The organism is Aquisalinus flavus (genome assembly GCF_014640095.1).
In the GTDB taxonomy this organism is placed as follows: Bacteria; Pseudomonadota; Alphaproteobacteria; order Caulobacterales; family Parvularculaceae; genus Aquisalinus; species Aquisalinus flavus.
In genome coordinates this window covers 1,291,878-1,304,651 of the sequence record NZ_BMGH01000001.1, presented here as the reverse complement: position 1 = coordinate 1,304,651, position 12,774 = coordinate 1,291,878, and the positions used below count along the sequence as shown (strand labels likewise).

The following is a 12,774-nucleotide window of genomic DNA, read 5'->3' as shown; positions in this document are numbered from 1 at the left end:
GGGACCTATCGAAACAATTCGATTGCCGATGCTGCAGCGCCGAAATAGCATCCGGGCGAGAGAGGGTGCTCATGAAATTTCCGATTTTCAGACGCAGCCGGCGCGCGGCGCCGGACACGCGCAGACGGTTTCTCGACACCGGTCCCGGCCGTGAGGGCAGGGACCGATCAACTGATAGTGAGGGTGAAGACGATATGGCTGAAGGGTTTCACGTTCCGTATGGAAAGCTGTCGGCGAAAACGCTGCAAATGCACTATGCGATTTCCTCGTTGATGGAGGAGCTTGAGGCGGTCGACTGGTACGCCCAGCGCGCCGATGATTGCGACGATACGGAGCTGCGCGAGATCCTGTTGCACAATATGCGCGAGGAGGTCGAGCACGCCATGATGACGCTGGAATGGCTGCGCCGCAATGACGAGACCTTCGCCAAGGAAATGAAGGATTATCTGTTCACGGAGGGTAATATCCTGGAACAGGAACACGAGGTCATGGGCCGCACCGGCGAGTAGTCATGGTGCGGCAAGCTCAGGGGAGGCGCGCTGCCATCTCGAAGCTATAGCCGTCGCCTGAAAGCCGCCGCCGTCCAAGCGGTCTCGCGGCGTTGCCACAGGATCTGAGACCACTACTGCTGCTCCTATTGCTACTGGATGGCGCTGGCGCGTGGTGGTCCGGCGCGGTGCGCGGCAGGTTTGCGCGGATGCCGGCTGACGCCAGATCGTTCAGCTTGCCGATCAGCTCGGGCAGGCGACCGGCGTCAAGCTTTTCCTTCAAATGCCGCAGATGGGTGTAAACCGTGTTCGTGCTGAGGCCGAGCAGGCGCGCATACAGGGCCGGAGAGGTGCCGTTGATGAGCGCGACCGCGAGCCGGCTTTCCGCCATGGTCAGGCTAGCGGCGGCAGCGATATCACTGATACGGGCGTCGCTGTCACCCGCCGGGGCCCGCAGGAAAAGGATGAAACGTGCCTGCGATGGCAGCCCCGCCCGCTCGGACGGGAAAACGGGGCGCACCGTCGCCGACAGCGCTGTGCCGCCATTCAGGCCCGGCACCAGGAATGACGCCGGGGACGGGGCGCCCGGCTTGTCCAGCATCGAGGCGGCCATTTGCATGGCAGCACGGAACCGGTCCCGTGCTGTCTTACCGGTAAACTCGACCGCGCCATTCTTGAGAAAAGTGCCCCACCGGGTGCTCGCCATGTCCACGAAAGCCGCATTGGCGTGGACGATTTTCCCGTCACCGGTCAGCAATGCAGCGCCCTGGTCGATCCAGTCCAGCGTTGCTGCCAGCGATCGTTCCATGCCGGCGGCGCTGCCGAGCCGGGCCGAGACATCGAGCGCGAGCCGGACATGGGGCAGAAGCCGGGCAAGCTCGACCAGGCAGATCTGGTCGATATTGCCCTGTGCCGGGTTGCGACGCAGGGTAAGGATCACCTGGCGGTCGTCCTCATCTTTCAGGATGCCCGCGGCAAAGTCCCTTGTATCGGTACATTTCAGGTAATCCGTAGACGCATAGAAAGGCGCTGTCTTGCGACCATCGGCGGTGATGATATTGGACCGCGGCAGGGGCGCCGGTTTCATCGTGCCATCGCGCAGCTTCGTGAGGCCGCTCTCGTGGCAGAAGGATATATAATCCTCCGCCAGGTCGGGATTTATCCCGTGGCCGTGCCAATACAGGTGACGCTCGCCTTCAGGGTCGTAGCACTCCAGCGAAGCATGCCAGCAGCCGATATGCCGGGTGATGGCGTCAAGCGCGGCAGGCCACTGAGCCGGGTCCAGCCCGGCGTGGTGTATCGTTTCTATTGCCGTCAAAAGTTGGTCTGTGGTTCCCATGATCTCTCCCCTGGAGATGGGTTACGCACTCAAGACACAACGTCCTCTTCCCGCGTCAAATAGCAAAATACCGCGTCTGTGTCACCAAATTTGGTGATGCGCGATCTCGCAAGCTGCCCGATCAAAGGGGTAGCCAAGTCTGTTTCTTCATCGCCGGACGATCCGGTCGCTCAATCGGGGGGAGTTTTCAAATGCTGACTTTGCGTGTCCTGCTCATGACAAGTGTTGCTGCAACTGCGTTGGGCGGCATCAGCCCGGCGCATGCCGATCCCAACCATGTCGCGAGTGTCGGCGATCCTGACCGGGTCTTTCACAGGCTGTACATCATCGGGGCCGGCACGTCCGGCGAGATCGACGCCTGGGAAGACGATCTGGGGGAAATCCAGCAGGCACTGGAAACCGCAGCGAACCAGGCCGATGGCAGCACCAGCACGACGCTCAACCAGCCGACCAAGGACGGTTTGCGCATCGCCCTTGAGCGGTTGAAGCGGGTGGCCCAGCCAGGCGACGAAGTGACGATCTATTACTCCGGTCACGGTTACGGCGGCAAGCAGTACGGGTCGTTCGACGGGCTGCCGCGTACGCGCGACGAACTGTATGACGAGGAAATCTGGATCAATGACGACGACGGCAGCGGGGAAATGGATCAAGGCAGCGAGACCCTGATGGATGACGATTTCGCCGTGATGATGAAGGGGTTCCGCGACGATGTCAGCATCTCTGTCCTGATGGATTCCTGCTATGGCGGTGGCTTCACGGGAACCGACAAGGATTTGCCGATGACGGATCTTGTCCGGCTGATCGGTCCGTATACGCAATGCCCGACCGATGGTCCCTTTACCACGACGCTCACCGAAGACATGGTCAATGCGATCAATGATGACGCTATCCGCAAGGACGGGATCGTGACGACGCAGGAGGTGCTGAACTACCTCAATGTCCAGGAATGGTACATGGGTGCGCCATTCGACAGCGATGAAGACCTGCGCCTCGGTACGGCGCTTGGCTATGGCGACAAGCCGGAGAACAACAAGGGGCGCGGGAAACCGGTAAATGATTTCGCTGTCCCGGTCAGTGTGGTGACGGCGGAGGACCTGCAGGGTGAGGCCGGCGGGGACATTCCCAACCTGCCGATCCGCTACAATGTCGCCGTGACCTATGGTGTCGGGGAGGTCGAGGCAGGCAGGACCGGGATCGGTTTCCAGCGCGAGGCTGAAGGCGAGGAGGGTTTCGCCGGCTTTTCCGGTGGTGATCTGCAAACTGAAGAATATGGTCTGACCTTCTTTTTCGGCGGGGATGCGCGGCGTGGAACGCCGACGCAATGGGACACCTCCATCAGCCTCAACCGTGCCTATGGCACCAGCCGCAGCGAATTCCAGTACGATCCGGGTACAGGGATCAATACCGGTTTCGTCTATGGTGGCCTGTCGCCATCGGGCTCATCCGGCGTCAGCATCGGCGATGGCGGGCTGTGGGGACAAACGGAGTTCGATTTTTCCAGCTTCAGCCTGAAGGCCAAGCGCATGGCGCCGTTCAATCTCGCCGATAACAGGGTGAGGCCGTTCTATTTCGGCGAGATACGCCATCAGGAGCAGACCCACTACATGCATGGCAACTTCTCTGCCGTCTACGGATATTATGACTATTGCGACGACGATGAGTGCGATGACGGCTATTATGATGATTACTACGATGGCTATCCCGGGGAGTCGGGCGGCTATGCGCCTTCAAGCTCCTATTATGACATGTGCTATTTCGAAATGACCTATAATGGCAGCCAGATCAGGGAACAGGACATCGCCGATACCTATTATGGCGGCGGGCTGGGGCTGGCCTATACGCAGCCGCTGTCGCAACAGCTGTTTATCCATGGCTATGCCTCCGGCGGGCTGTATTACCGAGACAGCGAGTTGAACTCTGCCGAATGGAACCGCTGCGATTTCTGCCCGTCTGAAGACCAGGATTTCCTGTTCTCGATTCATGACCGGGATACCGGCACGGCTTTCGAGGGGCAGGCCGGGTTCATCATGAACTATCAGCTGGCGCGCTCCTTCGGGATCGCCGGGTATGGCAGTGCCAGCTACCTGACCGAAGCCGGGTTTGCGGAAAACCCCTATTCCGGCGACCAGGTTTACTATGACGGGTTCAAGACCCATCTCGGTACAGACGAAATGACGCGGTGGAGTCTCGGCGTGGCGGCGATCGTCTCCCTGTCCGAGCCGCGATAGCAGCATTCCCGGAGCGGGCGAGCCCGGGCTTTTCGGGGGAGAACCGCCGCTTCCGTTCCTGCAAGCCCCCTCGCCGGAACGGGAGCGGTGCTGATTCAGCGACAGATCAGGTGAGCGCAGGCTTTGTCGCCGTCAGCATGTAGTTAACCGAGGCATCGCCGGTGACGCGCCACGCGTCCGACAGGGGCTGGTAGGACATGCCGACCGGTGTATCGACCTGCATGCCTGCCCGTTCGAGGGCGTGGCGCGCTTCTTCCGGCTTGACGAACTTGTTCTGGTCGTGGGTGCCGACGGGAAGCCAGCGCAGGATATATTCCGCCGCGAATTTGGCCGTGGCAAACGCCTTCAGTGTCCGGTTGATCGTGGCGACGAACATGATGCCGCCGGGGCGCACCAGGTCTGCCGACGTCCTGAGGAACAGGTCGACATCAGCGACATGCTCGACGACTTCGAGGTTCAGCACCGCATCGAAAGGCTCGATACCGCTGGCGAGAAGCTCCTCGGCGGTCGTCGCGCGATAGTCGACCGTGACGCCCTGTTCGGCGGCATGGGTGAGGGCGGTCTTCACGTTCCTTGCGGCGGCATCGATGCCTGTCACCTGTGCGCCGAGCCGCGCCATCGGTTCGGAGACGAGCCCGCCACCACAGCCGATATCGAGCAGGCGCAATCCTTCGAGCGGGCGCTTTGCATTGGGGTCGCGGCCGAAATGGGCGCAGATCTCGTTGCGGATATGGGTCAGACGAACCGGGTTGAACTTGTGCAGCGGCTTGAACTTGCCGCTCGGATCCCACCAGTCGGCGGCCATGGCCGAAAACTTCTCGATCTCGCCCGCATCGACGGTGGTGCCGGAGGGAGAACGGAGCGGGGCGTCACTAGTCGATTCTGCCTTTTTCGCGGTTTCTGACACGATAATTTCCTAACCTCTTGCTTGCGCTGACGGGGCGACGCCCTTAGACATGCGCTCTTGGAAGACCGGCGCCGGATTCTGGGCCCATCCCAGTCGTCTGGCAATGGCACTTCCCTGTTAGAATTCATATAGTTGATGGAATTGAGATGTCTTCCCCAACCGACGAGAATGCCGCAAGAGGCGCCCCCGGATCCGGGGCCGGTTCACAGCCAGGCTCAAGGATCGTGATGAAATTCGGCGGCACCTCCGTCGCCGATATCGACAGGATTGCGCGCGTCGCGGAATTCGTGAGGCTCGAGGCCGATGCCGGCCATGCGGTCGTGGTCGTGGTCTCTGCCATGGCGGGCGAGACCAACAAGCTCGTCGATTATGTCAAGAGAGCGAGTACGCGCGGCACCTCCCGGGTCAGCGACAATCTGGAATATGACGTCGTCGTTTCCGCCGGCGAGCAGGTCACCTCGGGGCTTCTTGCCGCGATGCTGCAGTCGCACGGTTACAAGGCGCGGTCATGGCAGGGCTGGCAGATCCCGCTGAAGACGAGCGAGGCCCATGGCAAGGCGCGCATCGTCGATATCCCTGCGGATAATCTCGCCCCGGCGATCGACAGCGGCGAGATCGCCATCGTTGCCGGCTTCCAGGGGATCGCGCCGGACGGGCGCATCGCGACGCTCGGGCGGGGCGGTTCCGACACGACTGCCGTTGCCCTTGCGGCCGCCCTTGGCGCGGAGCGCTGTGACATTTATACTGACGTTGACGGCGTCTATACGACTGATCCACGCATCACCCAGGACGCGCGCCGCCTGTCGCGTGTTTCCTACGAGGAAATGCTGGAAATGGCGTCGCTGGGGGCGAAGGTTCTACAGACCCGCTCGGTGGAACTTGCGATGGCCTATCATGTTCGGCTGCGGGTTTTGTCGAGTTTTGCCGATCCGGCAGAGGCCCGGGACGGCAAGATGCATCCGTGCACCGTAATTTGCGACGAGGAAGAGATCGTGGAAAAACATATTGTCAGCGGCGTCACGCCGAGCCGTTCCGAAGCGAAGATCAGCCTGATGACGGTTCCCGACGAACCGGGCCGGGCAGCACGCATCTTCAACGAGCTGGCCATGGCCAATATCAATGTCGACATGATCGTGCAGTCGCCGGCCAAGACCGGCAAGGCGGCGAACATCTCGTTCTCGCTCGACGAGACCGACCTGTCGAAGGCGCAGGACCTGCTGGCCGGGCTGAAGGACGATATTGGCTATACCGACGTCGTCGCCGACCGCAATGTCTCCAAGGTGTCGGTCATCGGTGTCGGGATGAAGAGCCATGCCGGCGTCGCCGCGACCATGTTCAAGACGCTGGCCGACCGCGGTATCAACATCCTGAATATCTCGACATCCGAGATCAAGATCAGCGTGCTGATCCATTCCGAATACACGGAGCTTGCCGTCAGGGCGCTGCACCAGGCCTATGGGCTCCATAACCTGGCCGAGGCGTCCTGACCCAGTAACATGCCGATAGACAGCTCCATACGCCTCGGTACCCAGACGAGCTCGCCGCGTGTGCTTCTCAAGCGCCTGCGCGAAGTCATGGCTGCCGAGGAGGGCGCACAGCAAAGGCTCGATCACCTGACCAACGCCATCGCCAACAACATGGTGGCCGATGTCTGTTCGATCTATCTGCGCCGCGCCGACGACATGCTGGAACTGTTCTCGACCCAGGGCCTGAACCCCGAGGCGGTGCACAATACCCGCATGAAGTGGAGCGAAGGTCTCGTCGGTTACGTTGCCCGCACGGCAGAGCCGATTAACCTGCGCGATGCGCCGAAACATCCATCCTTCTCCTTCCGCCCTGAAGTCGGCGAGGAATTGCTGAATGCGTTCCTGGGTGTGCCGATCATCCGTACCGGCCAGGTGCTGGGTGTTCTGGTCATCCAGAACAAGGCGGTCCGTGAGTATACGGAGGAAGAGGTCGAAGCGGCGCAGATCGTCGCGACCGTGCTGGCCGAGATCGTCGCCGCCGGTGACCTGCTGGAGGAGGCCGACGCGCAGGAGGTCGATCGCGTTCTGCATCGCCATGAGCACCTGGTAGGCGCGCCGATCGTTGCCGGGATCGCCATCGGCACCGTCGCGCTGCACGAGCCGCCGGCACCCAAGCACCGCGTTTTCGCCGACAATGTCGCCGAGGAGGGCGAGCGCCTGCAGACCGGGCTGGAATCCCTGCGCAAGTCCATCGACGACATGATTGCGGCCAACCAGGACCTCGCCACCGTCTCGCGCGAAGTGCTCGAGGTCTATCGCCTGTTTGCCTATGACAAGGGCTGGGCGCGGCGCCTGGAAGACGCGGTGCAGTCCGGCCTGACGGCGGAAAGCGCCGTCGAACAGGTGCAGGGCGAGAACCGCAAGCGCATGCGTCAGGCCAAGGACCCCTATATCCGCGAGCGCATGCACGACCTCGATGACCTGTCCCGGCGCCTGCTGCGGTCGCTGGGCGGGGATGCCTATCAGGCACAGCTGGAACTGCCGCAGGATGCGGTGCTGCTCGCCCGCTCGCTCGGCCCGGCCGAGATTCTGGAGCTGGATCGCAACAAGCTGAAAGGCATCGTTCTGGGCGAGGGGTCCGACACATCCCACGCCGCAATCGTTGCCCGCTCGCTCGGTATCCCGCTGCTCGGCAAATGCCCGGCCGTGATCGACAAGGCGGAGATCGGCGACCGCATCATCGTCGATGGCGGTACCGGCGAGATTCATCTTCGTCCGGGCTCTGACATAATCTCGTCCTATGAAGACAAGCTGGCGATCTATTCCGAAGAGCAGAAGGCCTATGCCGCTCTGCGCGACCTGCCGGCAGTGACCAGGGACGGCACCGAGATCGAGCTGTTCCTGAACGCCGGTCTTGCCATCGACATGCCGCATCTGGAGGCTACCGGCGCCGTCGGGATCGGCCTGTTCCGGACCGAGCTGCAATTCCTGATCGGGCCGCAACTGCCGACCGCCCAGGAACAGGAGATGCTGTACCGGTCGATCCTCGATGGCGCGGGGAACAAATCCATCGTCTTCCGTACCGCCGATCTCGGCAGCGACAAGGCCGCGACCTACATGAAGATGTCGCATGAGGCGAACCCGGCCATGGGCTGGCGCGGGTTGCGCATGTCGATTGACCGGGAGGGGCTGATACGCCCGCAGCTGCGGGCGCTGATCGCGGCGGCAGAGGGCCGTGAACTGAACATCTTGCTGCCGCTGGTGACGACCAGCGACGAGATCGTGCAGGCGCGGGCGATCATCGACAAGGAGATCGAGCGGCGCAAGCGACAGGACAAGCCGCTGCCGTCGGCGATCAAGCTCGGCGCGATGATCGAGATCCCGTCCGCTGCGTGGCGGGTGGAGCATATCGCCCCGCTGGTCGATTTCCTGTCGCTTGGCGGCAACGACCTTGCGCAGTTCTTCTTCGCCGCAGACCGGGAGTCTGACAAGCTGACCGGGCGCTACGACCCGCTGCACCCGGCATTCCTGAGCTTTCTGAAAATGATCGCCGACAAGGCCAATCTGGCGAACAAGCCGATTTGCTATTGTGGCGAGCAGGCAGCGGACCCGTTGATGGCAATGGCGCTGATGGCGCTCGATATCCAGCGGCTGTCGGTGCCGGCATCCTCGATCGGGCCGTTGAAGAAAATGATTCGCTCTATCGACCTGAATGAGCTCGTGGCATGGCTTGAGCCACGCCTACAGTCCAGCAAACAGACCTTGCGCGACGAGCTGCTGGAATATGCCTATCGCAATGGAGTCGCGCTTTAGGCAATATTTCTAGAGGGTTGTGAACTATTTTGCATCCGATGCCTTCGCAGTGCAGCAATTTTTTTATTTTCCCGGGGCCAAAGGTGTGTTGGCATTGGATTCGCATCACACAACCTGATTGAAATCCGGGGCCGAACGCGGCCATGTTGCCAGTGCCGTTCTGGCACTGCCGGGCGCGGAGTTGGGGATAGTCATGTCTAGTGTCGCAGACGTCGTAGAACTTGATGAGGAGCGCGTAAAGCGCGGCTCCGTCAAGGATGACACCTTCGAATCCGCCGGGGCCATGCTCCGGGCGGCGCGGGAATCGCGCAAGCTGTCGATCGAGGATGTCTCCGGGGCCACCAACATCCGCGAAGTTCATCTTGCGGCGATCGAGGCGATGGATATCGGCAAGCTGCCGGTCGCCGCCTATACGACCGGTTTCGTGAAAGTCTATGCGCAGCTGCTGGAGTTGCCGGTCGAGGCGCTGGTGAACCGGTTCCGCGAGGAGGCCGGGTACGCCCGATCCTCCATCGCGCCGCAGGTCAACATGCCTGCCCGCCGCGAGCTAGCCGGTGGCAAGGAGCTGTCCCTGCTCGCCGTCGTCGCCATTCTTGCCTTCATCATCTGGGTAGCCTGGCAGGTGCTGCGCGAGCCTCAGACCGATGGTCCGGTCCAGATCGCCGGCACGCCGCTGCAGGAGCGCCCCATCGACGCCCGTACGGCCAGCAATGGCGGCGCCAATGAGGTGCCGGTCGCCCGTCCCCAACCGAACACAAATGTCGAGCCGATCCCCGGCATGCCGACCAATGAGACGCAGGTACCGACCGGGCTGGATGCCGCTGCGGTCGATCTCATCGCAAACGGCGAGACGGAGGCCGTCTCCCCGGCGGTATCCGAAGGCGGCGAGCCTGCCCCCGGCCAGGAGCTGGCGCAGACAGGTGATGGTCCCGAAAGCCTGGCCGCCGATGGCGCAACCGCACAGGCCGATGCTACTGCCGAGACTCTGCCGACCGAAACACTGGCCGACGCTACGGCGGACGCGCCCGCCGATGACCTGAGCGCCGATCCGGTCGCGCCTGTGGACGAGCCTGTCGAAACGGAGATCGCTCCCGCAGAGACGGCGGCAGCGCAGCCGGAAAACGATGCGCTCGACGCTTCTGATACCGGCCTCGCCAGCGCAACCGACGTGATCGACGAGACGGCGCAGGCGATTGTCGGTCAGGCCGCGCCCGAAGCCATGAACGGGGATTCCATGACCGGGGATGGGGCCGGAGCGTCGGAAACGCCGGAAGTGGCGCAGGCGGTCTATACCGAGCCTGTCAGTACGGCCCGCGTTTCGCCGATCTATCCACGCCGCTGCGAGCGCCTGTCGTCCGGCACGGAGGCGGTCGTCGTCACTTATGACATTTCCAGCCGTGGTGCACCGGTCAATGTGCGGGTCACCGAAACCACCAATGAGTGCTTCAATGCCGCGGCCATCTCGGCTGTGTCGCGCTGGAGCTTCGATCCGGCGACGCGCAATGGCAACCCGATCCCGGTTTACACCCGCTCGACGCGGTTCCGCTTCGAATTGCCACAATAATTTCGCAATATCAGGCCATTGTGCTGTGGTGCAGCGCACTGGCATAATCAGATCGGCCTGTAGGGGCTTGACCCGGGCTGTGGATTGTCCACATGCAACAGATATGCGCGCGACAAGAAGGCTGATCTCATGAGTGTACGTCCATGGCGGGATATCGAGCGGCGCAAGAGCCGTCAGATCATGGTCGGCAATGTGCCGGTCGGCGGCGACGCGCCGATTGCCATTCAGACGATGACCAATACCGCGACCACCGACGCCAAGGCGACGCTGAAACAGATCGAACAGGCGGCCGAGGCTGGCGCGGACATCGTGCGCGTCTCCTGCCCGGACGAGGCGTCCACCGCGGCCATGAAAGAGATCTGCCGGTTCTCGCCGGTGCCGATCGTCGCCGATATCCATTTCCACTACAAACGCGGGATCGAGGCCGCCGAGGCGGGCGCTGCCTGCCTGCGCATCAATCCTGGAAATATCGGCAAGGCCGACCGGGTCAGGGAGGTGATCTCCGCCGCCCGCAATAATGGCTGCTCGATGCGCATCGGCGTCAATGGCGGGTCGCTGGAACGGCATTTGCTGGAGAAATATGGCGAGCCATGCCCCGAGGCGATGGTTGAAAGCGCCCTCGACCATGCCCGCATTCTCGATGACAACGATTATCACGAGTACAAGATTTCGGTGAAGGCATCGGACGTGTTCCTGACCGTCGCTGCCTATCATGCGCTGGCCGAGGCGACGGACGCGCCGCTGCATCTGGGGGTGACCGAGGCTGGCGGCTTGCGGATCGGCTCGGTGAAGTCTGCCATCGGGCTTGGCTCGCTGCTCTGGGCCGGGATTGGCGATACCATCCGCGTGTCGCTGTCCGCGGACCCGGTGGAAGAGGTCAAGGTCGGCTTCGACATCCTGAAGAGCCTCAATCTGCGCTATCGTGGCGTGAACGTGATTTCGTGCCCGTCCTGCGCGCGCCAGGGCTTCGATGTCATCAAGACGGTCGAGATCCTCGAAGAGCGGCTCGCGCATATCACCACGCCGATGACCCTGTCGGTGATCGGCTGCGTCGTGAACGGGCCGGGCGAGGCGCGCGAGACCGATATCGGGTTTACCGGCGGCGGCGCCCAGTCGGGCATGGTGTATCTCGCCGGGTTGCCCGATCACAAGGTGTCAAACGATAAAATGATTGACCATCTTGTTGAATTGATTGAGAAAAAGGCCGTGGAGATCGAGGCGGCAAGAAGTCTCGATGCGGCTGAATAGCTGCCGCTAACGGAACGGAACGCCGTTTGGCAGTCTTCACTTTGCCGTGCCGATTTGCGCAGCGCTTGCACAAAGTCTAGAATACCGCGATATGCGGGATAGCTCTGGGGAGAGTTATCCCGTTTTTGTTAAGGATAATACGCGTGATACCGAGTGAAAAACTGGACGCTCTGATCAGCCGGTTCAGGGCTGTCGAAGAGAAAATGTCCGTCGTTACCAATCCGGAGGACATCGTCCGCTTGTCCAAGGAACATGCGGAGTTGAGGCCTGTAGCCGAGGCTGGCCGCGAATTGCTCGAAGCCCGCAACCAGATCGACGACCTCAATGAAATGGCCTATGCCGACGACAAGGAAATGGCGGCGCTCGCCTGGGACGAACTGGAAGCGCTGAAGCAACGCATGCCGCAGCTGGAAAAGCAGTTGCAGATCATGCTGCTGCCCAAGGACAAGGCCGACAATGCCAGCGTCATCCTGGAGGTCCGTGCAGGAACCGGCGGCGACGAGGCCGCGTTGTTTGCGGGCGACCTGTTTCGCATGTATCAGCGCCACGCCCAGATCGTTGGCTGGCGGGTGGAAGTGCTGTCGGCGTCGGAATCAGACATGGGCGGCTACAAGGAAATCCAGGCCTCGATCACCGGCGACAATGTTTTCGCCCGGCTGAAATTCGAGTCCGGCGTTCACCGGGTCCAGCGCGTGCCGGAAACGGAGACGCAGGGCAGGGTCCATACCTCCGCCGCGACCGTCGCCGTGCTGCCGGAACCGGAAGATGTCGACATCCAGATCAACGAGAACGATTTGCGCATTGATGTGTTCCGCGCGTCCGGGCCAGGCGGCCAGTCGGTCAACACGACGGACTCCGCCGTGCGCATCACCCACCTGCCGACCGGTGTCGTCGTGATCCAGCAGGATGAGAAATCCCAGCACAAGAACCGCGCCAAGGCGATGAAGGTGCTCATGGCCCGGCTTTACGACGCCGAGCGGGCACGCGCCGATGCCGAGCGGGCGGCAGATCGCAAGGGTCAGATCGGCTCCGGCGACCGGTCCGAGCGCATCCGGACCTATAATTTCCCGCAAAGCCGGGTGACGGACCACCGTATCAACCTGACGCTCTACAAGCTCGACAAGGTGATCGCCGGCGAGGCGCTGGAGGAATTGATCGACGCCCTGACCGAGCAGGACCAGGCAGACCGGCTGGCGGCGATGGAAAGCGAAGACGCGTAGC

General features: G+C 62.1%; 9 protein-coding genes. 7 read left to right on the top strand and 2 right to left on the bottom strand.

Going from position 1 to position 12,774, the window contains the following annotated elements:
- Positions 1 to 194 precede the first annotated feature (194 nt).
- Positions 195 to 509: a ferritin family protein gene (locus tag IEV88_RS05960; protein ID WP_188160329.1), complete on the top strand. Its 315-nt coding sequence runs from the start codon at positions 195 to 197 to the stop codon at positions 507 to 509.
- 16 nt (positions 510 to 525) lie between these two features.
- Here IEV88_RS05960 and IEV88_RS05955 read toward each other — a convergent pair whose 3' ends face one another.
- On the bottom strand, positions 526 to 1,827 hold the full coding sequence (locus IEV88_RS05955) for a helix-turn-helix transcriptional regulator (protein WP_188160328.1): 1,302 nt from the start codon (positions 1,825 to 1,827) through the stop codon (positions 526 to 528).
- A 191-nt stretch (positions 1,828 to 2,018) separates the two neighbouring features.
- On the opposite strand from IEV88_RS05955, the gene IEV88_RS05950 reads away from it, so the two are divergent.
- A complete protein-coding gene (locus tag IEV88_RS05950) occupies positions 2,019 to 4,055 on the top strand; it encodes a caspase family protein (protein WP_188160327.1) in 2,037 nt (678 codons plus the stop codon).
- 106 nt (positions 4,056 to 4,161) lie between these two features.
- On the opposite strand, the gene ubiG is transcribed toward IEV88_RS05950, so the two are convergent.
- Positions 4,162 to 4,878, bottom strand: a complete 717-nt coding sequence (gene ubiG / locus IEV88_RS05945) for a bifunctional 2-polyprenyl-6-hydroxyphenol methylase/3-demethylubiquinol 3-O-methyltransferase UbiG (protein WP_373291179.1) — start codon at positions 4,876 to 4,878, stop codon at positions 4,162 to 4,164.
- Positions 4,879 to 5,189: 311 nt separating this feature from the next.
- On the opposite strand from ubiG, the gene IEV88_RS05940 reads away from it, so the two are divergent.
- From IEV88_RS05940 to prfA, 5 genes are all read left to right on the top strand, one after another.
- The gene (locus IEV88_RS05940) at positions 5,190 to 6,449 is read left to right on the top strand and encodes an aspartate kinase (RefSeq protein WP_188160567.1); all 1,260 of its coding nucleotides are present in this window, start codon (positions 5,190 to 5,192) and stop codon (positions 6,447 to 6,449) included.
- Positions 6,450 to 6,458: 9 nt separating this feature from the next.
- Positions 6,459 to 8,741, top strand: a complete 2,283-nt coding sequence (gene ptsP, locus IEV88_RS05935; protein ID WP_188160326.1) for a phosphoenolpyruvate--protein phosphotransferase — start codon at positions 6,459 to 6,461, stop codon at positions 8,739 to 8,741.
- Positions 8,742 to 8,934: 193 nt separating this feature from the next.
- Positions 8,935 to 10,305, top strand: coding sequence for a TonB family protein (locus IEV88_RS05930; RefSeq protein ID WP_188160325.1), 1,371 nt, complete (start codon positions 8,935 to 8,937; stop codon positions 10,303 to 10,305).
- Between the two features lie 129 nt (positions 10,306 to 10,434).
- Entirely contained in the window at positions 10,435 to 11,553 is a 1,119-nt protein-coding gene (ispG, locus tag IEV88_RS05925; protein ID WP_188160324.1) for a flavodoxin-dependent (E)-4-hydroxy-3-methylbut-2-enyl-diphosphate synthase, read from the top strand.
- 143 nt (positions 11,554 to 11,696) lie between these two features.
- Positions 11,697 to 12,773 (top strand): peptide chain release factor 1, encoded by a 1,077-nt coding sequence (prfA, locus tag IEV88_RS05920; protein ID WP_188160323.1) that lies wholly within the window; start codon positions 11,697 to 11,699, stop codon positions 12,771 to 12,773.
- Position 12,774 lies beyond the last annotated feature (1 nt).